Origin of the sequence: Allokutzneria sp. A3M-2-11 16 (genome assembly GCF_024213555.1) — a bacterium.
GTDB lineage: Bacteria > Actinomycetota > Actinomycetes > Mycobacteriales > Pseudonocardiaceae > Allokutzneria.
In genome coordinates, this window is sequence record NZ_JANAVO010000008.1 from 200,378 (window position 1) to 224,773 (window position 24,396).

Consider the following 24,396-nt stretch of genomic DNA (forward strand, 5'->3'; position numbering starts at 1 on the left):
GGCGTCACGCTCCGTTCGCTTGCGCCATCAGGTAGTCCCGGGCCCAGTCGGCGCCGGTGAAGCCGAGGAGGAGTTGGTTGGTGCGCGATTCCCAGGCGGGCGTGCCGCGTTCGGCGTCGATCGCCGTCTCCAACGCGGAGGGCCGCCGCGTGCCGAAGGTGACCGCGTCGCGCCGTGGCTCGTCGAAGAGGGCAGCGCGCCACCACACCGAGACCTGGTCGAACTGCTGGATGCGACTACCGGGGAGCGGCCGGTGGAAGCGCCGTTCCCATTCGGCGGTCCGGGGATGCGGGCCGGGCTCGGTCAGATCGTCGAGCAGCGCCTTGCGGACGTCGTTCCACACATAGTGCGCCGCAAGGAAATGCGGTTCCGCGCCCGCGCAGGCGGACTGTCCGGCCAGCACCGCGCGCAGCACCGTTGTGCAGTGGACCGCGAAGTCCTCAGGGGGAATTTCTGGTTGGAGCAAGGCCGCCCGGATCGCGACCGCATCGTCCACGGCGTGCGAGATCGCGCAGTCCAGCTCCCGCGCCGGGAGCGCGCGGATGAGCCGGAGCTGGTGTTCGTCGGGGACCGGCACCTCGTCGCCGGTCAGGTGGGCGAGCACGGTCAGCTCGGCCCACGCGCTCAGCCACGGGCGCGTCGTGATCAGCCGCTGCGCCTGCCGCATCTCGCCGAGAGTGCAGGCGCGCGTGAGGCATTCCCGCCCGCAGCCGCGACTCCGGCGCGCGATCAGGCCGTCGACCGGGGCGGGCTCGGCGGAGCCCTCGCGTTCGAGCCGCGAGCCGTCCAGGACGTCGACGAGCACCGGGCGGTCCATCCGGTCGGCGAAGACCGCGCAGTCGCCGGGCGCGAGGGTGACCAGGTAACGCGACTGGGCCTCGTCCAGGTTCATCGTGGCGCCCACGGCCTCGCGGTCGTCCAGCGCGGGTAGCCGGTGGACGATCTTGACTGCGGTGTTCTTGATCACCTCGGGGGTGAGCTTGCCGGGGATCTGCTCGGCGATCACCAGTCCCTCGCCGTAGGAGCGGACCTCTGCGAGCAGGGCGGCGAACATCTCGACCGCGTGCGCGGCCGGGGTGCCCGGCTCGGACCGGCGCAGCAGCCGGTGCGCCTCCTCGATCACGGTCAGGTGGCGCAGTCCCGGTCGCGTGCCGGGGCGGCGGGCGGAGATCCGCAGGTGCTCGGTCAGCTGGATCAGCACCGCGCCCATCAGGAAGCCCTTGTCCGAATCGTCGCCGACGTCCTCGATCTCCAGGACCACGTTGCGCCGCAACAGTTCCGCGAAGTCCAGCGGGTGACCGCCGTCGAAGAACCGCCCGGTGGTGCCCAGCCGCAGGCTGCCGAGGCGGACCCGGATGAAACCGCGGACGTTGTCTGTGATCTCCTTGCTGTAGCCGATCTCGTCGACCACCGCCTCGGCCACCCGCTGGAGGTCGGCCAGCGTCGGGCAGCGCGGCGTCCGTCCATTGTGGACAGGAGCGAAGTCCAGCGTCATGTCCCAGCCCAGCTCCTCGTAGCAGCGGGTCAGCGCCGCGGTGAGGATCTGCGGGAACGGTTCCTGCGCGTCGAAGGCGGCCAGGAACAGGGCACGGACCAGATCGGCGTGGGTCTGCAACGGGAAGCCCTCGGCCGGGCGCAGCGGGTTGAACCCGGCGGGCGCGATCCCGGACGCCCCCGGTCTGATCACCACCACCTCCTCGCCGATCCCGGCCAGCCGCCGGGCCATCCGCGCGTACTCGGCCTTGGCCGGTTCCACCGCGAGCCACGGCAGTCCGGCGCGCGCGGCCTCGGTGAGCAGGTGCCGCACCGTCTGCGACTTGCCCGCCCCGGTCGAGCCGCAGACGAAGGTGTGCCGGTTCAGCGACCGCCCGTCCAGCACCAGATTTCCCACTCCGGTGCGGGATTCGTCGAGGATCGTGCCCAGCGTCAGCCCGATCGCGGGCCCCTCCCCGTCAGCGTCCGGCCGTTCCGGGGTGACGTCGAAGGTGTGCGGTTCGACCAGGCGCAGTCCGGGCAGCTCCCGTTCCGGCGGCCGGGTCAGCGCGACCAACAGCTCGGTGCCCGCGGTGAACGCGTAGCGATCGGCGCTCGCGACCTCGAAGGGGGCGGGCCGGTCCACCGGGGCGAGCGCGTACGGCAGCTCGCCCAGATCCGCCGCCGCGCACAGCATCCCGGCCACCGTCCCGGCGGCGCGCGGCCCGGCGCCCCCGGCGAGCACCCGAATCCGCCACGCGCCGCCGACCTGGGCCCTGCTCAGCTCCCGATGCCGGGATTGCTTGCGCTCCAACATGATTCGCTTGCCCTCGCCGACCTCGCCCCGGGTCAGCGGCAGGATCTCGGTGACGAGCCGGTCCAGTTCCGGTTGCACCGCCGCGGGGCCGAGCGGTTCGGCGATCACCAGCCAGGCGAACGGTTCCCGCAGGTGCGCCACGTGCTGGTCGAAGGAGCCGCGCCGCGCGGGGAGCAGATCCCGCTTGTCCGGCGCCGGTGACCACAACGCGTCAGGGCGGGCGGCGCAGGGAACCCACGACTCGATCAGCCCGAACAGGCCCGCCGCGTCGCGGTCGGCCAGCTCGGACCCACGCGCTCCCGGAGGGAAGAGCACCTGGCCGCGCGGACCCGCTGCGGGCAGGTGCGGCCGACCTCCGAGCAGCAGGCGCAGGTGGGTGAAGTGCGGCGGCCGAATCCACGCGGTGACCAGCGCGGGCGCTCCAGGGGCGGCGAGCAGGTCCGCGTGCGATCCGGCGAGCGAGCTGAGCAGCGGCGCGAGTCGGTCTGCCCGTCGCTCGGCCTCGGGCCGCTTGTCCTCCGCCGCGGGCCGGGGCAGCTCAGTCAGCTCGTGGAAGCGGAAACCGTGCCAGGTGAACATCGCCTGCCCCTCACTCGATGACAGCGGTGGAGACGCGCGGCAGCAGACTGATCCCCGGGTTGGCGTCGACCACCGTCACGCGTCGCCCCGCCCCGGAGTTGTCGACGAGCAGGAACGCGGTCTCGGGCATCCCGAGCAGTTCCTGCGGTTCGACGATGAACTCGTAGACGCGGCTCTCCGACGTCGACGTGCTCAGGTTGTCGGCCACCGACCAGTTGCGGGTCCCGGTCCAGGCATGGCCCCGCGAATCCGACAACGACTTGCCGTTGCGGCGTTTCCGCTCGGTGCTGGTGCCCTGGTTGGTGTTGGCGCCGAAGCTGTCACCGCCGCCGTCGCTGAAGGTCTTGCCGGTCTGGCGGGTGATCTGGTTGACCACGAACCGGTGTCCCCGGCCGACGAACTCGGCGGCCATGGTGGCGTCGCGGTGGTTGTACATCTTCATCACGCACACCGCGCCGCCCGTGCCGACTGTCCGCTCCACCTCGCCCCGCGGCTGGTCGATCATCAGCATCAGCCGCACTCCCGCACGCCGGGCGTGATCGGAGAGCGTGGTCAGCACGTGCGCGCCGAGGTGATCGGCCCCGGCAACGACCAGGAAACCGCCCAGGGCCGAGCTGTCCAGCGCGCGAATCGCGAGCTCGACGAGCAACCGGTCGACGAGCTCCTTGCGGTCACCGCGCCCGCCATCGGTCGCCACGACCGACACCGCCCTGGGTGTCCACAGTGGACACGGGTACCGCGTGCCCGGGGCGAGCGCGCCGAGCAGGTCGAGCCTGGCGGCCAGGAACCGGAGCTGGCGCGCGGTCCACTCGTTCTGGTCGATGTCGCCGATCTGCCCGGCCAGCGCGGAGACCTCCTCCGGGCGCAGGGCGTCCTCGCCGGAGCCCTGGCGCAGCACCCGGGCTCCGGCGGCGAGGCGGGCGAAGGTGAGCGGGGGAGCCAGCACGGCCACGACACGGGTCAGGACCTCGGTCAGCAGCGCGCGTTCCTGCTTCGGATCGTCGCGGTCGGACCGGCCCGCGATGGCGTGAGCGAGGCATTCGGGGATGTCGCGGCGGTCGATCCCGGCCAGCAGCTCGACCTCCGCGCCGTCGTCGTCGAGATCCACGCGGTGCGTCGGATATCCCCGCGCCTGAGCCACTCCGGCGAGCCCGCCGCCCACGTCATGCCCGGTCATGTCCAGCACGGTGATCCGTTCTCCGGCGGCCAGCACCGAGGCGCCGACGGTGACGAGCAGGCTCGCCCACCCGTGCCTGCGCGGATCGCCGCCGAGCACGTCCACCCGCGTCGGGTCACCGGCGGGCCGGACCGGGAACCACTGCGGCCCGGCCGCTGCCTGCGCCGCCTGCCACCGCGCGGCCTCCGCCGCCGCGGCGTGCGCGCGCACGGCCTGCTCCCACTCCCGGTGCGCCGCCTCGTGACGGCGCCGTTCCTCAGCGCGGAAGGCGAGGTAGGGCTGCTCGAACGCGCGCAGGTCACGCTGAGCGCGGCGGAGCCCGCTGAGGGCGCCGAGCACGCTGAGCCCGAGCAGGATCGCGACGATGATCAGGCCGACCTCGTAGACCTCGCGCGTTTCCCGGCCCAGAGCCCGGACCTCGCGTTCGATCCGGGTCTGGAAGGCGAAGAACGCGACCACCGCGAGGACCGTGAAGGCCACCTGCCACCTCAGGCGCGAAGCTGCCTTGGCCCGCGCGCCGTGCAGCGCGCTGGTGTCCGGCCGAGGCGGCTCCGCCCAGATCGGCCGCGGAGCCGGTGGCGCGGGGGAGATCGGAGCGGCCGGGCGGGTGGCCAGCGGGGCAGCCCGCCAACCCCACCGGGGCGGTAGCGCGAACAAACGCGTCGCGAGCTGTTCCCGCCACGCGAGTGCGGTGGTGGCGGGGCGCTCGCGGTGCCGCTTGGCCGCGGCCTTGCCCTCCCGCTTGGCCGAGGCGGGGTCCGCACCCCGCGCCGCGGCGGCCAAAGCGGCGGCCGTGGCGGCCTCGATCTCGGCGCTGTCGCCGCTGAGCAGGATCTCGGCGAAGTGGTTCCGCCACTGGGCGCGGTTCCAGGTGATCATGGTTCCGGGCTCCGTCCGGGCGAGGTGTTCCCAGCCCGCCGCAGCAGCTCGATCAGCTCCAGCCAGCCGTGGAAACCGTGCCGTTCGCCGGAGGGATCGCGCAGGTGGCCGCGGATCGGCTCCGAATCGGCGACGAGATCGAGTTCGACCCGTAACAGCGGCAGTGCAGGCTCGGAGGGCATGACCAACGGTGTCCCGGGGGCAACGCCGCCGGCATCGTGGTGCCCACCGAAATGATTGGTCCGCGGGTGATGCTGGTCGAACGCGAACGCGAGCTGGACGAGATCACCGCGGCCCTCGCCGATGCCGAGGCCGGGCGCGGCCGCACGGTGTGCGTGGAGGGCGTCGCGGGCATCGGCAAGACGGCGTTGCTGGCCAGGGTTCGGGCCCAGGCGGGGTTCCAGGTGTGCGCGGCCGTCGCCGGAGAGCTGGAGCAGGAGCTGCCCTTCGCCGTGGTCAGGCAGCTCTTCGAACCCGTGCTCCGCTTGGCCGGGCCGGACGTCCTCAGCGGGGCCGCGCGCTTCGCCAAGCCCGTGTTCGGGCTCGGCGGGGACGGTGACGCCGTCGCGCACGGCCTCTACTGGCTCTGCTCCAACCTGTCGGAGCACGGGCCGGTGCTGTTGGTGGTCGACGACGTGCACTGGGCCGACGAGTCCTCGGTGCGGTTCCTGTCCTACCTGGCGCGACGGATCGCGGACCTGCCGGTGCTGCTCGTGCTCGCCGGACGGCCCGTGCCACCCGAGCACCTGCTGGCGCGAGCACTGACCGGCGTCCAGCGCATCGTGCTCGATCCGCTGAGCGAGGCCGGGGTCGGCGAGGTGATCCGCCGCAATCTGGGCACCGGCGCCGAGGACGCCTTCTGCCGCGCCTGTGCCCGCGTGACCGGCGGCAACCCGTTCCTGCTCACCGAGGCGCTGTCGGCGATCGTGGCCGACGGCATCAGCCCGGTCGCCGCCGAGGCCGACCGGATCGGCGGGCTGCGGCCGGACACCATCGCGCGCGTGGTGCTGACCCGCCTCGCGGGCCTGGGTCCGGACGCGGTCCGGCTGGCGCGGGCGCTGGCCGTGCTCGGGCCGACCAGCGAGCTGCGGTGGGTCGCGCGGCTGGCCGAGCTCACCCCGGAGCGGGCCGCGGAGGCCGTCGCCGCGCTGGTCGACGAGGCGATCATCGGATCGGGACGGCCGCTGGACTTCGTCCACCCCCTGGTCCGCACGGCGATCTACACCGACCGCGGCGAGGTGCCGAGGGCCGCCGACCACCGCCGCGCCGCGCTGCTGCTGGCCGAGGACGGGGCACCCACCGAACTGCTCGCCCCGCACCTGCTGCTCGCCGAACCCGAGGCCGACCCGCTCGTCGTGGAGTGGCTGCGCGCGGCGGCGAGCGCCGCGTCGGACCGGGGCTCACCCGAGGCCGCCGCCGCCTACCTGCGCCGGGCGATCGCCGAACCCCCGCGGCCCGAGGACCGCAGCCGCCTCCACGCGGACCTGGGGCGGGCGATGGGCATGGGCAACCACCCGCTGGCCGCCGCGGAGGCGTTCGGGACCGCACTGGAGCTGGAGCCCGATCCGGCCGCGCGCGGCGTCCTCGCGCTCGAGCTCGGCAGCCTCATGGTCCAGACCGGCCGCCCCGCCGAAGCCCGGCGCACCTTCGACGTGGCCCGGCGCGAACTGGCGGGCACCGATCCCGAGCTGCCCCTGCGGCTGCAGGCCGCGCTGGCGATGGCCGGGTTCGTCGCGATGGACCCGCCCCGCGAGTGGATCGCCCGGCTGGACCCGGTCGCGGCGCGGCTGCGCGGGGACACCCCCGCCGACGCCGTCGTGCTCGCCACGCTCGCCTTCGCCGCGTGCGCCGCCGCGGACCGGCCCGCCGGAGAGGTCGCCGCACTGGCCTCCCGCGCCTGGTCGTGGCCGAGGGGCATGGCGGACCAGTGGATCCTGGCCAACTTCGTGAGCACCGCGCTGGTGATCTCGGACCGCTTCGACGAAGCGCTCGCCGTGCTCGACGAAGGGCTCGACAGCGCCCGCTCCCGCGGTCACCTCGGCGAGTTCCGCTACCTGTCGGTGCTGCGCTCCCGCACGGCGAGCCAGGCGGGGCGGCTGCTGGAGGCCGAGGCCGATGGGCGCGCCGCCCTGGACCTGCACGAACCGGGCAGCGGTGAGGCCGCGCTCGCGGCGGGCGTGCTGATCGACGCGCTCGTCGACCGCGGCGAACTGGCGGAGGCGGAACGCGTCCTCGACGAACACGGCCTCCAGGGCGAGCTGCCGGTCCGGATGCTCATCGACCACTTCGCGCTGATCGGCCGCGGACGGCTGCGCGTCCGGCAGAACCGCAACCGCGAGGCGCTCGACGACCTGCTGGCCTGCGGGAAAGCGTTGGCGGGCAACGGATACACCAACCCCAGCTTCGGGATGTGGCGCACCGAGGCGGCATTGGCGCACCTCGCACTCGGCGAGGTGGAGGCCGCGCACGCCCTGGTCGCGGAGGAACTGGCGCTCGCCTCGTCCTTCGGTGCCGCGCGGTCGGTCGGCGTGGCCCTGCGGGTCCTCGGGCTGGTGGAGGGCGGCGCGGCCGGGCTGGCGCGCCTCGCCGAGTCGGTCGCCGTGCTCGACGGCACGGGATGCGAGGTCGAACTCGCCAGGGCGCTCGTCGACCACGGCGCGGCGCTGCGTCGTCTCGGCAGGCGGAGCGAGGCCCAGCACCACCTGCGCCGCGGGCTCGACCTCGCCGCTCGGCAGCGCGCGCGTCCGCTGACCGACCGGGCGAACGAGGAGCTGGTCGCCAGCGGTGCCCGGCCCCGCCGCGAGGCGCTGACCGGGCCCGCCGCGTTGACCGGGAGCGAGCTGCGCGTCGCCCGGCTGGCCTCGGGCGGGGCGAGCAACCGCGAGATCGCGCAGGCCCTCTTCGTCAGCCGCCGCACTGTGGAGGTGCACCTGACCAGCAGTTACCGCAAGCTGGGGATCACATCGCGGGCGGAGCTGCGCCACGCGCTCGGTTCCGCTACGCTACCGTAGCGAAACCATTCCGACTCGAGAAGGAGGCTGCCCCGATGCAGCTCCTGGCGGACATCCTGGTCGGCGCGCTCGCCGTCCTGCACGGCTACATCCTGGTGCTGGAGATGTTCCTCTGGCAGACCCCCCGGGCGCGGGCCGCCTTCGGCACGGACCCCGAGTTCGCCGCCGCCTCCGCCCCGCTCGCCGCCAACCAGGGCCTCTACAACGGCTTCCTGGCGGCGGGCCTGGTCTGGGGACTGGTCGCGGGCGGTGACACCGGCTTCCAGTTCAAGATCTTCTTCACCGTCTGCGTGATCGTCGCGGGCGTCTACGGGGCGGCCACCGCCACCAAGCGCATCCTCTTCGTCCAGGTCATCCCCGGCGCCCTCACCCTCGCCGCCCTCCTCCTCGCCTGACCACCCCCAATGACCCATTCGCTCCGTTGAACGTGCTGAATGAGTCATTGAGGGCACTCAACCACCCCAATGACTCATTCAGCACGAAACGCCGGGGGTGTCGCGGCGGGTGAACCAGCGTTCGATGAGTTGGCGGCCGTCGGGCACGAACGGCCAGCAGGGGTCGGCGAGGCGGGAACGCAGCTCGGCGAGCTCCATCCAGCCGCCCGCGACCACCTCCTCCGGCTGCCACACCACGGGCCCGTCCCACCGCGCCTCGAAGGCGAACATGTGCGCGCGCACCGGGGGCCGGAGGTAGGTGGCGGTGAACAGGGGTTCCACCGGCACCCCGGAGATCCCCAGCTCCTCGGCCAGCTCGCGCTCCGCGCAGGTGGCGGGGTCCTCGTCGGCGCTGAGCACCCCACCGGCCCAGCAGTCGTACATCCCGGGCGCGAAGTCCTTGGTGTCGCTGCGCTTGTGCACGTAGACCCGGGCGCCGTCGGTCGAACGCACCAGGACGGCCGTGGAGGCGTGCCACAACCCCTCCGCGCGCATGACCGATCGCGGCCGTGAGCCGACCCTGTTACCGCGCGCGTCGAAGATCGCAACCAACTCGTCGATCACTGCCACCCCCTGATCGTCACACGGAGGCCGTAAGGTGCAACACATGCGGCGGATCATGGGAACCGAGGTGGAGTACGGCATCTCCGTGCCGGGCGACCCTGCGGCCAACCCGGTGCTCACTTCCACCCAGGTCGTCCTCGCCTACGCGGCGGCGGCCGAGATCCCCAGGGCGCGACGCGCGCGCTGGGACTACGAGGTGGAGTCACCGTTGCGGGACGCGCGGGGCTTCGACCTGGGCGCGCCCGGTCTGCCCCCGACCGACCCGGACGTCGAGGACCTCGGCGCGGCCAACGTCATCCTCACCAACGGCGCGCGGCTCTACGTCGACCACGCGCACCCGGAGTACTCCACCCCCGAGCTGACCAACGCGCGGGACGTGGTGATCTGGGACAAGGCGGGCGAGCGGATCATGGAGGAGGCGGCGCTGCGCTCGGCGAGCGTGCCCGGCCAGCCCCGGATCCAGCTCTACAAGAACAACATCGACGGCAAGGGCGCCAGCTACGGCACCCACGAGAACTACCTGATGTCCCGCTCCACCCCGTTCACCGCGGTGATCGCGGGCCTGACCCCGTTCTTCGTCTCCCGCCAGGTGATCACCGGTTCCGGCCGGGTCGGCCTCGGCGCCTCCAGCGAGGACGCCGGGTACCAGCTCTCGCAGCGCTCGGACTACATCGAGGTCGAGGTCGGCCTGGAGACCACGCTCAAGCGCGGCATCATCAACACCCGCGACGAGCCGCACGCCGACGCGGACAAGTACCGCAGGCTGCACGTGATCATCGGCGACGCCAACCTCGCCGAGTACTCCACCTACCTCAAGGTGGGCACGTCCGCGCTGGTGCTCGACATGATCGAGTCCGGTATGCGCTTCGACGACCTGCGCCTGTCCGACCCGGTCCGCGCGGTGCACACGATCAGCCGCGATCCCTCGCTGAAGGTCAGGGTCGACCTGGTCGGCGGGCGCAAGTACACCGGGTTGGACATCCAGCGCGCCTACCACGACCGGGCGGTGGAGTTCTACCACCGGCACGGCGGCGACAAGTCCTCCCTCGACGTGCTGCGGGTCTGGGGCGAGACGCTGGACGCGCTGGCCAGGGACCCGATGGAGTGCGCCGACCGGCTGGACTGGCCCGCCAAGCTGCGGCTGCTGGAGGGCTACCGCGCCCGCGACGGCCTGAACTGGGCCTCGCCCCGCCTCCAGCTGGTCGACCTGCAGTACTCCGACGTGCGGCTGGACAAGGGCCTCTACAACCGGTTGGTGGCGCGCGGCTCGATGCGCAGGCTGGTCACCGAGGAGGAGATCCGCGAGGCGATCCAGGAGCCGCCGCAGGACACCAGGGCCTACTTCCGCGGCCGCTGCCTGTCCCGCTACCCCGGCGAGGTGGCCGCCGCGTCCTGGGACTCGGTGATCTTCGACCTGGGCCGGGAGTCGCTGGTGCGCATCCCCACCCTGGAACCGCTGCGCGGGACGAAGGCGCACGTGGAGCAGCTGTTGCAGGACTCGGAAACCGCCGAACAGCTGGTGGCGACCCTGACCCGACGCTGATCCGTAACAAGATCGATCAGACGGAGCAATGCCCGGGGCGGGACGACTGTCGGTCCCGATCGGTACTGTTTGGACACAGGCGCCTATCGAACCGGAGGGCGAGATGGCACAGGAGCAGAAGCAGCGTCAGGGCGGCGGCGACGGCGACGACGAGTCGGACGACGCCGCGGCGGCCGGACAGGAACGCCGGGAGAAGATGGGCGAGGACGTCGACTCGATCCTCGACGAGATCGACGACGTCCTCGAGGAGAACGCCGAGGACTTCGTCCGGGCCTACGTGCAGAAGGGCGGCGAGTAGCCGCACCGGGCGCACGCCCGACGCCTCCCGTCCCGCCGAACAACCCATGGAGAGACAGCCGATGGACAACCCCTCGGCCCGGTCCTACCCGGGCGCAGCCCTGCCGTCCGCCTTCTTCACCCCGGGCGTGTCGTCGTTCAGCGAGTTCCTGCAGGCCGCCGCGCCCGAACTGCTACCGGGGCGGAGGCACGCCCCCGGTGGTGATCTCCACGGCGGGCCGGGGGCGCACGCGCCGCACGGCACCACGATCGTGGCGCTGGTCTACGAGGGCGGCGTGCTCATCGCGGGCGACCGCAGGGCCACCATGGGCAACGTGATCGCCCAGCGCGACATGGAGAAGGTCTTCCTCACCGACGAGTACTCGGCCGTGGGCATCGCGGGCGCCGCGGGCCTCGCGGTGGAGATGGTCCGGCTGTTCACCGTCGAGCTGCGGCACTACGAGAAGCTCGAAGGCGTCCCGCTGTCCCTGGACGGCAAGGCGAACAAGCTGGCCACCATGTTGCGCGGCAACCTGGAGGCGGCCATGGCCGGACTGGCGGTGCTGCCGCTGTTCGTCGGCTACGACGTGGACGCCCAGGTGGGTCGGATCGTCTCCTACGACGTCACCGGCGGGCGCTACGACGAGCACGGCGGCTACCACGCGGTCGGCTCGGGCTCGGTGTTCGCCAAGGGCGCGCTGAAGAAGCGGCACGAGGTGACCGCGGACCGGGACACGGCCGTGCGCACCGCGGTCGAGGCGCTCTACGACGCCGCCGACGACGACTCCGCCACCAGCGGGCCCGACCTGACCAGGCGGATCTTCCCGGTGATCGCGACCGTCGACGCGAACGGTTCGGTACGGCTCGGCGCGGACGAGGTCGCCGAGGTCGCGGAGGCAGTGGTGCGCGGGCGCCACGAACGCCCCGGCGGCTGAGCCCCGACCACCCCTGGCCCTGACCGTTCTCTTCACGCCTGGAGCTCGCCATGACCATGCCGTTGTACGCCTCAGCCGAGCAGGTGATGCGGGACCGCTCGGAGCTGGCCCGCAAGGGCATCGCCAAGGGCCGCAGCGTCGTCGTGCTCAGCTACGCCGGCGGAGTGCTCTTCGTCGCCGAGAACATGTCCACCACGCTGCACAAGGTCTCCGAGATCTACGACCGGATCGGCTTCGCCGCCGTCGGCCGCTACAGCGAGTTCGAGAACCTGCGCACCGCGGGCATCCGCTGGGTGGACGTGCGCGGCTACTCCTACCACCCGCGCGACGTCAACGCCCGCGCGCTGGCCAACGTGTTCGCGCAGAGCCTCGGCTCGATCTTCACCGAGCAGGTCAAGCCGTTCGAGGTGGAGATCTGCCTCGCCGAGGTCGGCGCCTCGGCCGCGGAGGACCAGCTCTACCGGCTCACCTACGACGGTTCGATCTTCGACGAGCCGCAGTTCGTGGTCATGGGCGGGCACGCCGAGGTGATCAGCACCGCGCTCAAGGAGTCCTACCGGGAGAACATGGAGCTGGCCGACGCGGTCCAGGTCGCCGCCGCGGCGCTGGCCGCGGGCACGCCCAGCACCCCGGCCAACGCCAAGCAGGCGGCGCCCGCCGCGCCCGCGGCCAAGGGCGGTGGCGGCTCCGGCGGCAAGCTGGAGGTCGCGATCCTGGACCGCACCCGGCCGCAGCGCGCCTTCCGCCGCATCGTCGGCGCGGACCTGGAGGCCCTGTTCCCCGCCCCCGCCAAGGAGAAGAAGCCCAAGGCGAAGCCCGACGACAAGAAGCCCGAAAGCGACGACACCAAGCCCAGCGGCGACGACGCCAAGTCCTGACCCAGCCGCGGTAGGACGGTCTTCAAGTACCCCCAACCCCCGCTGCCACGGTCTCAAACCGCCCCCAACCCCGGCGACCACGCCGAGGTTGGGGGCGGTTTGCGATGTGCCGGGGCGGGGTCGGGGGGACTTGAAGACCTCGTCACCACGCGACCATCAGGCGGGTCGGTCGCATATGCGCGGAGCCGCGCTGGAACGGGATCTGCTCCGGGGTGGTGGCCAGGCGCAGCCCGGGCAGGCGCTCGAAGAGCGTCGAGAACGTCACTTCCAGTTCGAGCCGGGACAGCCCCGCGCCGATGCAGTAGTGCGGCCCGTGCCCGAAGTGGATCGGCGACGCGTTGTCCCGGTGGATGTCGAAGCGGTGCGGGTCCGGGAACACCGAGGGGTCGTAGGCGGCGGCGAGCACCGGGGCGCACACCGAGGCTCCCCGGGGGATCACCGTGCCGGACAGCTCCACCGGCTCGCGGGCCACGCGCAGCGCGCTGAGGTCGAAGCCGGGGCGGTAGCGCATGATCTCCTCGACCGCGGTCTTCCACAGCCCGGGGTTGGCCACGCAGGCCGCCAGCTGCTCGGGGTGGCTGAGCAGCGCCTGCACGCCGAGCCCGACCACCGACGACACCGTCTCGGTGCCCCCGACCAGCAGCACCGCGGCGGTGGCCAGCAGCTCGTCGTCGCTGAGCCGGTCCTCCTCGTCCCGGGCGGCGATCATCATCGACAGCACGCCGATCCCGGGCCGCGCGCGCTGTTCGGCCACCAGCCGCTCCAGCAGCGCGCGCAACCGCCGGTACTGCCGCCGCAGGTCGGCGGCGGCCGTGGTGGTGGCGTTGAAACCGGAGGCGAGCATCGCCGCCTCGGCCCAGTCCTTCTCGGCGATGCCGAACAGATCGCAGTTGACCGAGGTGGGCAGCGGGATCGCCAGCTGCGTCATCAGGTCCACCGGCGGCGTCAGCTGCGCGAGGTGCTCGATCAGCGCGCCCGCCGCCCGCGCCACGAACGGCCGCAGGCCGCGCACCGCCCCCGGGGCGAAGACGGGGGCGAGGATGCGGCGCAGCCTGGTGTGGTCGGGCGGGTCCATGTTGAACATGTTCGCCGGGTCGCCGAACACCCCGACGCGCAGCACCTTCGCGTCACCGGCGCAGGTCAGGGCCCGGGAGAAGCGGTTGTCGGAGAGCACGGTCGCCACATCGCGGTAGCGGGTGACCAGCCACACCCGCTCCCCGTCCGGCATCCGCATCGGGCACACCGGCCACCGCTCGCGCAGGTCGTCGAAGATCGGCGGCGGCCCGCCGCGCGGGTCCCTGGCGAAGGGGTAGTCCACCCTCGGCCACGCCGGTTGGGCCGGGGTGGCCGGTGCGGCGGTCATCGCACCGCGAACCCCTCCCGCACCGAGTCGGCCGCCGCGCGGGGGGCGGGCACGATCGGCTCGGCCTCGATCGAGACCACGACGTGGCCCTGGTCCGGGCTGATCCTGGGGGAGAACGAGCTGCGCGAGAGCAGCTCCACCATCGGGCTCTCCCGGTGGTAGCAGAAAACGGAGTTCGGCACGCCCAGAATGTGCGGGGTGTCCACCAGGAACGGCAGTTCGGCGAGCAGGTAACCGATCAAGGACTCCCGGGTCCACGGGTCCGGGTTGGCCTCACCGAAATTCGTCTGGAGAACACGCGTGGAGATCGACTCGCACGCGGCGCGGAATTCCTCGTTGTCCTGGTAGCCGGCCCACGCCTGCTCCAGAATCCGGTCGTAGTGGGCGTTGTCGGCCATCTCGGTCCAGGTGAACGTCACCGCGTCGGGGTCGTCGACGCCGAGGTCGGCGAGCGTGCGCTGCACCCGCCTGCGCACCCTGGCCACCTCCTGCCTGGCCCTTTTCCTGGCCCGGCCCGGGTTGGCGCCGCGCATGCTGGGGATCCAGCTGGCCTCGGCGCCGGGCAGCAGCACGTTGACACGGGAGAACTCGCAGAACGCCCAACTCAGCAGCTGCTCCACCCGTTCGTCGGTGTAGTAGCTGTTGAACGAGCTGATTCCCAGCAACGCGTGCTCGCCGGTGCTGAGCAGGTCGGCGCACCGCTCCGTGTAGGGACGGACAATCGGATCGGAACAACGGGAAACAACTCCGGGATTCATCGCCACTCGCCCAACGTAGAGCGGCGATCCCGGCTTCGGTATTGCCCGTGCGCGTGACGGCATTTCCCTCGTCGCCACCGAACATCACCCTGCGAACACGTGAACGCCCGGCCGCAATCCACTGAACGGGGGGTGCTGCGGCGCGGCCGGGTTCACCGGTCGTCACCGCATCCCGGGATCAGGTGAGGTTGTTCCGGCCGTGCTCCTCGCGGTAGGCGTGCAGGGCCGCCTCGTGCGCGGCGAAGCGGAACCGGTTGCCCTCCGGCCCGACCTCCCCGTCGGTGGCGATGGCCACGGGCGGGCCGAGCACCTCCACCACGAGGTTCGGCCGCTCCTGCTGGACGTAGGTGCGGCTGCGGTGCAGGGTCCCGGTCAGCGCGGAGGCCACGAACCGCATCCGCGACCACTTGATGTCGGCGCGGACGTAGCGGATGTCCAGCAGCCCGTCGTCCAGCCGCGGCCTGCGGGTCGGCGCGAACCCCCTCGGCCGGTAGGGCCCGTTGCCGACGAAGAGCAGCCACACCCTGTGCCGCTTGCCGTTGACCCGCACCTCCAGCGGCTGGGCCTGGTGCAGCACGCGGACCAGCGCGACGGCCGCCGCGGGCCACTTGCCCCACTTGCCCTGCCACTTCTCCCGCAGCGACACCATGTCCGGGTAGCCGCCGAGGCTGGCGGTGTTGATGAACCAGCGCTTGGGCTGCCCGTCGACCTTCACCGTGGCCAGGTCGACGCCGACCGCGTGGCCCTCGCGCACCGCGTCGTCGACGTCGAGGATGCCCTCGACCCCGATGTCGCGGGCGAAGTGGTTCAGCGTGCCCGCCGGGATGACCGCGAGCGGCAGCTTCTTGCGCGCGGCGACCGAGGCCATCGCCGCGACCGACCCGTCCCCGCCCGCCACGCCGAGCGCCTTGACCTCGTAGGTGGAGTCGGAGATCTCCTTGTCGATCTGCTCGATCAGGTCCATCCCCTTTTTCGGGTTCACGATCCGCGCGTTCGGCCACACGCTGCGGATCTGCTCCGAGGGGTCCTCGCCGTCGATCCCGGAGTTCGGGTTGACCAGCACCAGCATGCCCTGGCCCTCGTCCAGCGCCGCGGCCTCGACGTCCTGGCGGACCTCGGCGGGCTCGTCCGGGTGCACCGGCCACCACCGCCGCGTGGCCAGCGCGATGCCGGTGCCGACCGCGGCGCCCGCGACCACGTCGCTGCCCCAGTGCACGCCGGTGTGCACCCGGGAGTAGGCGACCGCGGCGGCCAGCGGCGCGATCACCGCGCCGGTCAGCGGCGACTCCATGGCCACGGCCGTGGTGAACGCGGCGGCGGAGGCGGCGTGGCCGGAGGGGAAGGAGGAGGACGTCGGCGGGCTGGAGAGCCTGCGGCGCGGGGGCATCAGCTCGGCGGCCGGGCGCCTGCGCGGCAGCAGCAGCTTCATCGCCAGGTTGACGGTGGGGCTGGTGCCCGCGATCGCCGCGACACCCCGCGCGGCGGCTCGCCGGGTCGGCCCCTTGCGGACGGCGAGCAGGCCCGCGACGGCGAACCACAGCACGCCGTGGTTGGCGGCCCTGGACAGCGATTTGAGCGCGCGGTCGGCCTTGCTGCGCGGCAGTCTCGCACTGCGCCGGACCAGCGCCTGGTCGAGCTCGATGACGGCCTCGGTGGCCGCGTGCAGCTTCTCGATCACGCCACGACGCTATGCAATGTCACGTGTGCGTGCACAGCGGCCCCGGTTGTATGCCGTGGCGGTGACGTTTGGGACACGCGGATCTTCTCTCCCCGATCGGCGCACAGGTGATCGCCCGAAGACCCCCTACTGTGGACATATGCAGCGGCGGATCTTCGGCATCGAGACTGAGTTCGGGGTGACCTGCACCTTCCACGGGCAGCGCAGGCTCTCGCCGGATGAGGTGGCGCGCTACCTCTTCCGTCGTGTGGTGTCCTGGGGCAGGTCGTCCAACGTGTTCCTGCGCAACGGTTCCCGGCTCTACCTGGATGTGGGCTCGCATCCGGAGTACGCCACGGCCGAGTGCGACGACCTGGCCCAGCTGGTCACCCACGACAAGGCGGGGGAGCGGATCCTGGAGGATCTGCTCATCGACGCCGAGCGTCGGCTGGCCGACGAGGGCATCGGCGGCGACATCTTCCTGTTCAAGAACAACACCGACTCCGCCGGCAACTCCTACGGCTGCCACGAGAACTACCTCGTCGCGCGGGCCGGGGAGTTCTCCAGGATCGCGGACGTGCTCCTGCCGTTCCTGGTGACGCGGCAGCTGATCTGCGGCGCGGGCAAGGTCCTGCAGACCCCGCGCGGCGCGGTCTACTGCCTGTCGCAGCGGGCCGAGCACATCTGGGAGGGCGTCTCCAGCGCCACCACGCGCTCGCGCCCGATCATCAACACCCGCGACGAGCCGCACGCCGACGCCGAGCGCTACCGGCGGCTGCACGTGATCGTCGGCGACTCGAACATGTCCGAGGTGACCACGCTGCTCAAGGTGGGCAGCGCCAACCTCGTGCTGGAGATGATCGAGGCGGGGGTGCAGTTCAAGGACTTCACCCTGGACAACCCGATACGGGCCATCCGCGAGATCAGCCACGACCTGACCGGCACCCGGCTGGTCCGGCTGGCGGGCGGGCGCGAGGCCTCGGCGCTGGACATCCAGCGGGAGTACTACTCCAAGGCGGTCGAGCACGTCGCCCAGCGGCAGGCCGACCCGGTCGCCGACCGGGTGATCGAGCTGTGGGGCCGCACGCTGGACGCGGTCGAGCGGCAGGACCTGACGCTGATCGACCGGGAGATCGACTGGGCGATCAAGCACCGGCTGATCGAGCGGTACCGGGCCAAGCACGACATGGAGCTCTCCAGCCCCCGCGTCGCGCAGCTGGACCTGGCCTACCACGACATCCGGCGCGGCCGCGGCATCTTTGACCTGCTGCAGCGCAAGGACCAGGTGCTGCGGGTGACCGACGACAGCGAGATCGAGGCGGCCAAGGACACCCCGCCGCAGACGACCAGGGCCAAGCTGCGCGGGGACTTCATCGCCGCCGCGCAGGAGGCGGGCCGCGACTTCACCGTCGACTGGGTCCACCTCAAGCTCAACGACCAGGCCCAGCGCACCGTGCTCTGCAAGGACCCGTTCCGCGCGGTCGACGAACGCGTCGAACGCCTGATCTCCTCACTCTGACCGGTGTTCGCCGGGTAGGGCCGTCGCGTGGTCGCGGCGGCCCTACCCGCGTGCGGGGGTCAGCTGATCCTGGCGAAGCGTTCGAGCTGCAGGACGAACGAGTCGGGGGCCACGCTGATCCCCGAGTACGGGTGGTTCAGCTCCGAGACCAGCACCAGCGGCGCCGTCACGACCGCGCCGAGCAGGAAGACCATCGCGACCGCTCCGCCGGTGACCTTCCGGTACTCCAGGACCGGGATCAGCACCACCAGCGCGCCGCAGAGGATCAGGCCGATCCAGAGGAAGACCGGGATCTCGTCGCTGAGCTTCGCCGATCGCTTCCGCCGCGCCTCGGAGACCTCCCGAGCCCGGTCGGTCGCCTCCTTCTGCAGCGCGGCCTCCTTCGCGTTGGCCGGTTCCAGCCGCTGGATCTCATCGCGCAGGGCGATCAGCTTGTCGAAGGTCTCGTCGCCGATCCGGCCCTGGGCCATCAGCGGCCAGTCGACGGCGATGACGCTCTTCGTGTAGTCCTCGGTCAGGTCCTGGATCCTGCTGTGCGCGGGTTCGGGCATGCCGTGCGCGGCGAAGTAGACCCCGTGCAGCGCGACCGCCTCGTCGACGGCGTTGTCCCGCGCCGAGTTCAGGCTCGTCCACGCCGAGACGATGGACAGCGCGAGCACGAAGGAGAACAGCGTCCGGATGAGCTGGTTGAGCGCGTTCGCGGCGGGCGGCAGGTCGCCCTCCCACAGCGCGGGCACGAACCGGACGGCGAGTAGCAGTAAGAAGACCGCGCCGAGTCCGGCACCGACGATGGTGATCATGAACCACATGGCGGGCAGCGTGCCCTGAACCCCGCGCGGCCCGGCGCCGGTCCACTCGCCAGAGCACGATCACTCACTCGAACGAGTGCGACTTCCGCGCCTGGGTCTGCGGCTGATGTCCCTCGTTTGTCCCTCGTTCGGGCTCAACGCGGCGAGGAGTTTGTCCAGGGCGGAGCGGGCGGTGGCGGAGGAGTACGGGCCCACCGCGACCACGGCGGCGACGAGGGCGGCGATCTCGCCCGGGGTCAGGGCGACGGGGTCGACGGTGTTGCGGCCGTCGAAGGCGTAGCCGCCGCGCGGGCCACGGCGGACGCGGATGGGCACGCCCGCCTCGACCAGGCGCGCGACATCGCGTTCGACGGTGCGCACGCTGACGCCGAGGCGGCGGGCCAGCGTCTCGCCGGAGAGGCGGCGCGCGGCGCTCGCGCGCAGTTCCTCGATGAGCCGGTGCTGGCGTTCCACCAGCGGCGCGCCCAGGTGCACCTGTTCGTAGGTCATCGCTATTCCCGTCACAGCCCTGTCGGGAATCGACCATACGCTCAGCTCATGGCAGCGACTTCAGGGCAAGCGACCTGGCACAACCAACCCTGGCACAACCAACTCGGTGAACAGCTCGACTGGTACTGGACGGAGATGTTCCGGCCGCGGCTGGCGGGGCTGACCGACGAGGAGTACTTCTGGGAGCCCGTCCCCGGCTGCTGGTCGGTGCGCCCCGGGCCGGACGGGCGGATGGCCTGCGAGTGGGCCTTCCCCGCGCCGGAGCCGCCGCCGTTCACCACGATCGCGTGGCGGCTGGCGCACATCGGCAGCGTGGTGCTCGGCATGCGGGCGTCCAACCACTTCGGCGACGGCTCCTTCGACATCGGCGCGATCGCCTGGCCGGGGAGCGCGGCGGCCGCGATCTCCTACGTCGAGGAGGGCTACCGGGCGTGGTCGGCGGGCGTGGCCGCGCTCGACGAGGAGGCGCTGGCCAGGGAGATCGGTGAGAAGGAGGGCCCCTACGGAGACCAGCCCTTCGCCGCGCTCGTGCTGCACATCAACCGCGAGGTGATCCACCACGGGGCCGAGGTGGCCACGCTGCGCGACCTCTACCGGGCCAGTGACGGGGGCCGGACCTGGGGTGGAGATCGTTAGCACAGGTGTTCGACACACGCTGGGTGATGAGGGGCTAAGGTTCGCGGGGTGCCGACCGTACGTGCCGAACGCCTGGTGAACCTGGTGCTGTGCCTGCTGGCCACGCGCCAGTACCTCACCGCGGAACGGATCAGGGGGATCGTCCCCGGTTACACCGACGCGCCCAGCGACGACGCGTTCTTCCGGATGTTCGAGCGGGACAAGGCCGAGCTGCGCGACCTGGGCATCCCGCTGGAGACCGGGCGCAACTCCGTGTTCGACTCCGTTGACGGCTACCGGATCGCGCGCCGCGACTACGAGCTGGGCGAGATCGACCTGGAGCCGGACGAGGCGGCCGCGGTGGCGCTCGCGGTGCGGCTGTGGGACTCCCCGGACCTGACCGGCGCCGCGCACGGCGCGCTGATCAAGCTGCGCGCGGCCGGGGTGGACGTGGACCCGGACACCCCGGCCGTGGTGGAACCCAAGGTCCGCACCTCCGAGCCCGCGTTCGCGCCGCTGCTCACCGCGGTGAACCGGGGGCGGGTGGTGGAGTTCGACTACCGCAAGCAGTCCTCGCCGCGACCGGCGCGCCGCACGGTGGAGCCCTGGGGCGTGGTGTCCTGGCGCGGCCGGTGGTACCTGGTCGGCCACGACCGCGTGCGGGACGCGCCGCGCTGCTTCCGGCTCTCCCGGATCGTCGGCACGGTCCGCGCGAGCGGCAAGGACGGCGTGGTGCACCGCCCGCCCGAGGTGGACCTGCTGGGCATGGTGGCCAAGCAGAACGACCAGCCGCCCGCCTCGGCGACCGCGCGGCTGTGGGTGGCCTCGGGCCGCGCCCAGGGGCTGCGCAGGCGGGCCAAGCCGATCGAGGCGCTGGAGCTGGACGGCGAGCCCGGCGAGGTCGTGGAGATCGACCTGATCTACCCGGACTCGGCGGCCAGCTGGATCGCCGGGTACGGGCCGGACGTGGTGGTGCTGGAGCCGGACTCGCTGCGCGCGCACGTCCGGATGCTGATGTCGGGCTTCGCCGAGGGAGTGCACTGATCATGGATTCGGCGCAGAACCGGCTGCCCAGGCTGCTCGCGCTGGTGCCGTACCTGCTGGCCAGGCCGGGCATCCCGGTCGTCGACGCCGCCGAGGACTTCGGCGTCACCGAGAAGCAGCTGCGCCGCGACCTGGAGCTGCTGTGGATGTGCGGGCTGCCGGGCTACGGACCGGGCGACCTGATCGACATCTCCTTCGAGGGCGAGACCATCACCGTCGCCTTCGACGCGGGCATGCGCAGGCCGCTGCGGCTGACCGCGGAGGAGGCGACGGCGCTGCTGGTGGCCCTGCGCGCGGTCGGCGAGACCCCGGGCGTCGCGGACACCGACGCGGTGCAGCGGGCGCTGGCCAAGGTCGAGTCCGCGGTCGGCAACGCCAAGCCCGCCGGGGTCGCGGTCGGCCTCGCCGGGCGGGAGGCCCAGGCCACCGCGGAGATGCGCGAGCCGATCCAGGAGGCGCTGCACCGGGGCGTGGCGATCCGCATCCGCTACTACACCGTCTCCCGGGACGAGATCACCGAGCGCGTGGTCGACCCGATGCGGCTGCTGCTGGTGGACGGGCGCAGCTACCTGGAGGCGTGGTGCCGCCGGGCCGAGGGGGTCCGGCTGTTCCGGCTGGACCGCGTCGACGAGGTGACCGCGCTGGACGAGCGCACCGCCCCGCCGCCGCACGCCCGGCCCACCGACCTCTCCGAGGGCGTCTTCCGCGCCAGGGAGGGACAGGGGACGGCGGTGCTGCTGCTGGACCCGGACGCGCGGTGGATCGCCGAGTACTACCCCGTCGAGGACGCCGCGGACCTGCCGGACGGGCGGATGCGGGTCGTCATGCGCTACGGCGACGAGTCGTGGATGGTGCGGCTGCTGCTCGGCCAGGGCGGGCGGGTGCGGGTGGAGGAGCCCGCCTCGCTGGCCCGGCTGGTGGCCGACCGGGCGGCCACCGCGCTGCGCCGGGCCGCCGCCGCGGAGGCCCGCGTGTGAGGTGCTTGTGAAGATCAGGACTGGGATTCCGGCAGGCCGGACAACCTGGGACGAACGTTGGGCCAACCGGGTAGGACCGGTGTTCTCACCGGGGCCCCGGGCGGTTACGGTGTGCCAGTGCCGTACCTGCTGAGCCTGCTGCTGGTCGTCGCGGGACTCGTGGTCCTGGTGGTCGTCGCGGTCAAGGTCTTCCGTTCGCTGAGCCGTTTCGGCGCGGCGTACGCGGCCGCGGGCAGGCACGTCGACGACCGCGCGGGCCTGCTCCGCGCCCGGTCCGCCGCCCTGAAGGTGGCCATCGCGGAACGCAGGTCCACCAAGAGCACCGACAGCGACGACTCTTCCGCACGTACCATCTAGCGGAGAGACGAGGAGGACACCGTGCCCAATCTCGGAGGCTTCGAGATCATCATCATCGCGCTCGTGGTGGTGCTGCTCTTCGGCGCTGCCAAGCTGCCGACGATGGCGCGATCCATCGGGCAGTCGATGCGCATCTTCAAGGCCGAGACCAAGGCCATGAACAAGGACGGTCAGGCCGAGGAGACCGCCCAGCCGCAGCAGCAGGCCTACCAGCAGCAGCCCGCGCCGCTGCCGCCGGCCCAGCCGGTCCAGCAGCAGCCCGCCCCGCAGGTGGCGCCGCCGCTGGAGCAGCAGCAGCCGCGCACCGACACCCGCTGAGAGAGGTCGGGGCGACACGGTGGCGAGCAACCCGCTCCGCCGCCTGATCCCGAGCGGCCGCAAGCGCAAGCCGTGGAGCCGGAAGCACAACCCGGACGGCACCATGACGCTCCTGGAGCACCTCTACGAGCTGCGGCACCGGGTGGCGGTCATCTCCTTCGCGCTGACCGTCGGCGGCATCATCGGCTGGATCTGGTTCACCACCAGGATCGGCGGCATGCCCACGCTGGAGTCGTTGCTGCGGGAGCCCTACTGCGCGATCCCGGCGGCGCAGCGGTTCCCGAACGACAAGTGCGTGCTGATCCAGCAGCAGCCGTTCGAGGCGTTCATGATCCAGCTCAAGGTCGGTCTCGGCGCGGGCGCGGCACTGGTCAGCCCGGTGTGGCTGTACCAGTTGTGGGCGTTCATCACCCCGGGTCTCTACGCGCGTGAGCGCAAGTTCGCGCGGATCTTCGTCTTCTCCGCGAGCTTCCTGTTCGTCCTGGGCACGGCGCTGGCCTACCTGGTGATCCCGGCGGGCTTGTCGGTGCTGGTCAGCTTCTCCGGTGACTTCTTCGTGACGGCGCTGACCGGTTCGTCCTACATCAGCTTCGTGCTGACCATGCTGATCGTGTTCGGCGTGAGCTTCGAGATGCCGCTGATCATCGTGATGCTCAACCGGATCGGCGCGGTCACCTACGAGAAGCTGAAGAAGTGGCGCCGCGGCATCATCTTCGGCCTGTTCGTCTTCGCGGCCGTGGCCACGCCGGGCACCGACCCGGTCGGCATGGTGGTGCTGGCGCTCGCGCTGACCATCCTCTTCGAGTTCGCGTTGCAGCTGTGCCGGGTGCACGACAAGCGCAAGGCGAAGCGGGACGAGACCTCGAAGTGGGCGAACATCTCGCCCGACGAGGCCGCGCCGCTGGACCTCGGCCCCAGTGCTCCTGAACAGGCGACGCCGGAGCCGGTGGCTTCGGTCGAGCCGCCGCGAAACCGCTACGACGACGCGACGTGAGCGAGTTTACGAGCGAACCCATTCGGCACAGGGACGGGCTCAAAGTCTCTCTGGTCGTCAGTCCTGCCTCCGGAGCCGGTGCCGCGGCGCGGGTGGCGGGCAGCGTCGTCGCCCGGATCAGGCCCGCGGCCGGGGAGCTCGTGCAGTCCGTGGCGAGCAGCGGGGAGCACGCGATCGAGCTGGCCCACCGCGCGGTGGAGTCCGGTGTGGACGTGCTGGCGATGCTCGGCGGGGACGGCGCGGCGCACGCGGGTTTGCAGGCGTGCGCGGAGTCCGCGACCGCGTTCGCGGTGATCCCGGCGGGCACGGGCAACGACCTCGCGACGGCGCTGGGCTGGCCGAAGACCTCGCTCGCGGCGGCCGACGCCTTCGCCGCGGCGCTGACCAGGGGCTCGTGGGGGCGGCTCGACCTGGGCCGGGTCGAGGGCGGCGCGTGGTTCGCCACGGTGCTGTGCGCGGGCTTCGACTCCGCGGTCAACGAGCGCGCCAACCGGATGCGCTGGCCGCGCGGGCCGAAGCGCTACGACCTGGCGATCCTGGCCGAGCTGGCGCACCTGCGCGCCCGGCCGCTGGTCGTGGAGACCGAGCACGAGCGCCTGGAGCTGGACGCCACGCTCGTCGCGGTCGGCAACACTGCTTGCTACGGCGGCGGAATCCCGGTCTGTCCGGATGCGGACGCCGGTGACGGGCTCTTCGACCTGACCGTGGTCACCGCGGCGCCCAGAGCGTTGATGGTGAAGATGCTGCCGAGGCTGCGGTCCGGCAGGCACGTGGAGTTGCCCGAGGTGCGGACGCTGCGGGCGCGGTCGGTGCGGCTGGGCGGGGACAACGACTGGGTGGCCTACGCGGACGGGGAGCGCCAGGCGGAGCTGCCGCTGGCGGTGACCTCCGTGCCGGGCGCGCTGCGGGTCCTGGTGCCGGAATGATCAA

At 72.1% G+C, this 24,396-nt stretch carries 23 protein-coding genes; 14 read left to right on the forward strand and 9 right to left on the reverse strand.

What is annotated here, in order from left to right:
* Positions 1 to 4: 4 nt before the first annotated feature.
* The 3 genes from NLX83_RS30930 to NLX83_RS30940 are packed head-to-tail and all read right to left on the reverse strand — an operon-like array spanning position 5 to position 5,107.
* Positions 5 to 2,869, reverse strand: a complete 2,865-nt coding sequence (locus NLX83_RS30930) for an ATP-binding protein (protein WP_254238752.1) — start codon at positions 2,867 to 2,869, stop codon at positions 5 to 7.
* Between the two features lie 10 nt (positions 2,870 to 2,879).
* Complete coding sequence (locus NLX83_RS30935) at positions 2,880 to 4,925, reverse strand: hypothetical protein (RefSeq protein ID WP_254238753.1); 2,046 nt, start codon at positions 4,923 to 4,925, stop codon at positions 2,880 to 2,882.
* Positions 4,922 to 5,107 (reverse strand): hypothetical protein, encoded by a 186-nt coding sequence (locus tag NLX83_RS30940; protein ID WP_254238754.1) that lies wholly within the window; start codon positions 5,105 to 5,107, stop codon positions 4,922 to 4,924. Before NLX83_RS30940 ends, NLX83_RS30935 begins: the two co-directional genes overlap by 4 nt.
* 51 nt (positions 5,108 to 5,158) lie before the next feature.
* Here NLX83_RS30940 and NLX83_RS30945 point away from each other — a divergent pair, with 51 nt between their 5' ends.
* A complete protein-coding gene (locus NLX83_RS30945) occupies positions 5,159 to 7,936 on the forward strand; it encodes an ATP-binding protein (RefSeq protein WP_254238755.1) in 2,778 nt (925 codons plus the stop codon).
* Positions 7,937 to 7,971: 35 nt separating this feature from the next.
* Positions 7,972 to 8,331 carry a DUF1304 domain-containing protein gene (locus tag NLX83_RS30950; RefSeq protein WP_254238756.1) on the forward strand — a complete coding sequence of 120 codons (360 nt, stop codon included), beginning with the start codon at positions 7,972 to 7,974 and terminating at the stop codon, positions 8,329 to 8,331.
* A gap of 78 nt (positions 8,332 to 8,409) precedes the next feature.
* Here NLX83_RS30950 and NLX83_RS30955 read toward each other — a convergent pair whose 3' ends face one another.
* A complete protein-coding gene (locus NLX83_RS30955) occupies positions 8,410 to 8,940 on the reverse strand; it encodes an NUDIX hydrolase (protein ID WP_254238757.1) in 531 nt (176 codons plus the stop codon).
* 37 nt (positions 8,941 to 8,977) lie between these two features.
* Between NLX83_RS30955 and dop the strand changes: the two genes are divergently transcribed.
* The 4 genes from dop (at position 8,978) to prcA (ending at position 12,566) form a co-directional block, all read left to right on the forward strand.
* Positions 8,978 to 10,477 (forward strand): depupylase/deamidase Dop, encoded by a 1,500-nt coding sequence (gene dop / locus NLX83_RS30960; protein ID WP_254238758.1) that lies wholly within the window; start codon positions 8,978 to 8,980, stop codon positions 10,475 to 10,477.
* A 103-nt stretch (positions 10,478 to 10,580) separates the two neighbouring features.
* The gene (locus NLX83_RS30965; protein WP_254238759.1) at positions 10,581 to 10,775 is read left to right on the forward strand and encodes a ubiquitin-like protein Pup; all 195 of its coding nucleotides are present in this window, start codon (positions 10,581 to 10,583) and stop codon (positions 10,773 to 10,775) included.
* A 61-nt stretch (positions 10,776 to 10,836) separates the two neighbouring features.
* Positions 10,837 to 11,688: a proteasome subunit beta gene (gene prcB, locus NLX83_RS30970; RefSeq protein WP_254238760.1), complete on the forward strand. Its 852-nt coding sequence runs from the start codon at positions 10,837 to 10,839 to the stop codon at positions 11,686 to 11,688.
* 50 nt (positions 11,689 to 11,738) lie between these two features.
* Positions 11,739 to 12,566 carry a proteasome subunit alpha gene (gene prcA, locus NLX83_RS30975; RefSeq protein ID WP_254238761.1) on the forward strand — a complete coding sequence of 276 codons (828 nt, stop codon included), beginning with the start codon at positions 11,739 to 11,741 and terminating at the stop codon, positions 12,564 to 12,566.
* A 142-nt stretch (positions 12,567 to 12,708) separates the two neighbouring features.
* Here the strand turns inward: prcA and NLX83_RS30980 are convergent, their stop codons facing one another.
* The 3 genes from NLX83_RS30980 to NLX83_RS30990 all read right to left on the reverse strand — a co-directional run bounded on the left by NLX83_RS30980 (position 12,709) and on the right by NLX83_RS30990 (position 16,365).
* Positions 12,709 to 13,929, reverse strand: coding sequence for a cytochrome P450 (locus NLX83_RS30980; protein ID WP_254238762.1), 1,221 nt, complete (start codon positions 13,927 to 13,929; stop codon positions 12,709 to 12,711).
* Positions 13,926 to 14,687, reverse strand: a complete 762-nt coding sequence (locus NLX83_RS30985; RefSeq protein WP_254238800.1) for a tRNA-dependent cyclodipeptide synthase — start codon at positions 14,685 to 14,687, stop codon at positions 13,926 to 13,928. The genes NLX83_RS30980 and NLX83_RS30985 overlap by 4 nt, the downstream gene beginning before the upstream one ends.
* Positions 14,688 to 14,865: 178 nt before the next feature.
* Positions 14,866 to 16,365, reverse strand: a complete 1,500-nt coding sequence (locus tag NLX83_RS30990; RefSeq protein WP_254238763.1) for a bifunctional phosphatase PAP2/diacylglycerol kinase family protein — start codon at positions 16,363 to 16,365, stop codon at positions 14,866 to 14,868.
* A gap of 139 nt (positions 16,366 to 16,504) precedes the next feature.
* Here NLX83_RS30990 and pafA point away from each other — a divergent pair, with 139 nt between their 5' ends.
* Positions 16,505 to 17,863 (forward strand): Pup--protein ligase, encoded by a 1,359-nt coding sequence (gene pafA, locus NLX83_RS30995; protein ID WP_254238764.1) that lies wholly within the window; start codon positions 16,505 to 16,507, stop codon positions 17,861 to 17,863.
* Between the two features lie 59 nt (positions 17,864 to 17,922).
* Here pafA and NLX83_RS31000 read toward each other — a convergent pair whose 3' ends face one another.
* Both NLX83_RS31000 and NLX83_RS31005 read right to left on the reverse strand, forming a co-directional pair.
* Positions 17,923 to 18,672 (reverse strand): bestrophin-like domain, encoded by a 750-nt coding sequence (locus NLX83_RS31000; protein WP_254238765.1) that lies wholly within the window; start codon positions 18,670 to 18,672, stop codon positions 17,923 to 17,925.
* A gap of 60 nt (positions 18,673 to 18,732) precedes the next feature.
* Positions 18,733 to 19,161 (reverse strand): helix-turn-helix transcriptional regulator, encoded by a 429-nt coding sequence (locus NLX83_RS31005; RefSeq protein WP_254238766.1) that lies wholly within the window; start codon positions 19,159 to 19,161, stop codon positions 18,733 to 18,735.
* 48 nt (positions 19,162 to 19,209) lie between these two features.
* On the opposite strand from NLX83_RS31005, the gene NLX83_RS31010 reads away from it, so the two are divergent.
* From NLX83_RS31010 to NLX83_RS31040, 7 genes are all read left to right on the forward strand, one after another.
* Positions 19,210 to 19,797, forward strand: coding sequence for a DinB family protein (locus NLX83_RS31010; RefSeq protein WP_254238767.1), 588 nt, complete (start codon positions 19,210 to 19,212; stop codon positions 19,795 to 19,797).
* Between the two features lie 48 nt (positions 19,798 to 19,845).
* The gene (locus NLX83_RS31015; RefSeq protein WP_254238768.1) at positions 19,846 to 20,820 is read left to right on the forward strand and encodes a helix-turn-helix transcriptional regulator; all 975 of its coding nucleotides are present in this window, start codon (positions 19,846 to 19,848) and stop codon (positions 20,818 to 20,820) included.
* A 2-nt stretch (positions 20,821 to 20,822) separates the two neighbouring features.
* On the forward strand, positions 20,823 to 21,797 hold the full coding sequence (locus NLX83_RS31020; RefSeq protein ID WP_254238769.1) for a helix-turn-helix transcriptional regulator: 975 nt from the start codon (positions 20,823 to 20,825) through the stop codon (positions 21,795 to 21,797).
* A 117-nt stretch (positions 21,798 to 21,914) separates the two neighbouring features.
* Positions 21,915 to 22,154: a bacteriophage holin gene (locus NLX83_RS31025; RefSeq protein ID WP_254238770.1), complete on the forward strand. Its 240-nt coding sequence runs from the start codon at positions 21,915 to 21,917 to the stop codon at positions 22,152 to 22,154.
* A gap of 21 nt (positions 22,155 to 22,175) precedes the next feature.
* Positions 22,176 to 22,472, forward strand: coding sequence for a Sec-independent protein translocase subunit TatA (gene tatA / locus NLX83_RS31030; protein WP_254238771.1), 297 nt, complete (start codon positions 22,176 to 22,178; stop codon positions 22,470 to 22,472).
* 19 nt (positions 22,473 to 22,491) lie between these two features.
* Positions 22,492 to 23,466: a twin-arginine translocase subunit TatC gene (gene tatC / locus NLX83_RS31035; RefSeq protein ID WP_254238772.1), complete on the forward strand. Its 975-nt coding sequence runs from the start codon at positions 22,492 to 22,494 to the stop codon at positions 23,464 to 23,466.
* The gene (locus NLX83_RS31040; protein WP_254238773.1) at positions 23,463 to 24,392 is read left to right on the forward strand and encodes a diacylglycerol kinase family protein; all 930 of its coding nucleotides are present in this window, start codon (positions 23,463 to 23,465) and stop codon (positions 24,390 to 24,392) included. Before tatC ends, NLX83_RS31040 begins: the two co-directional genes overlap by 4 nt.
* Positions 24,393 to 24,396: the final 4 nt, after the last annotated feature.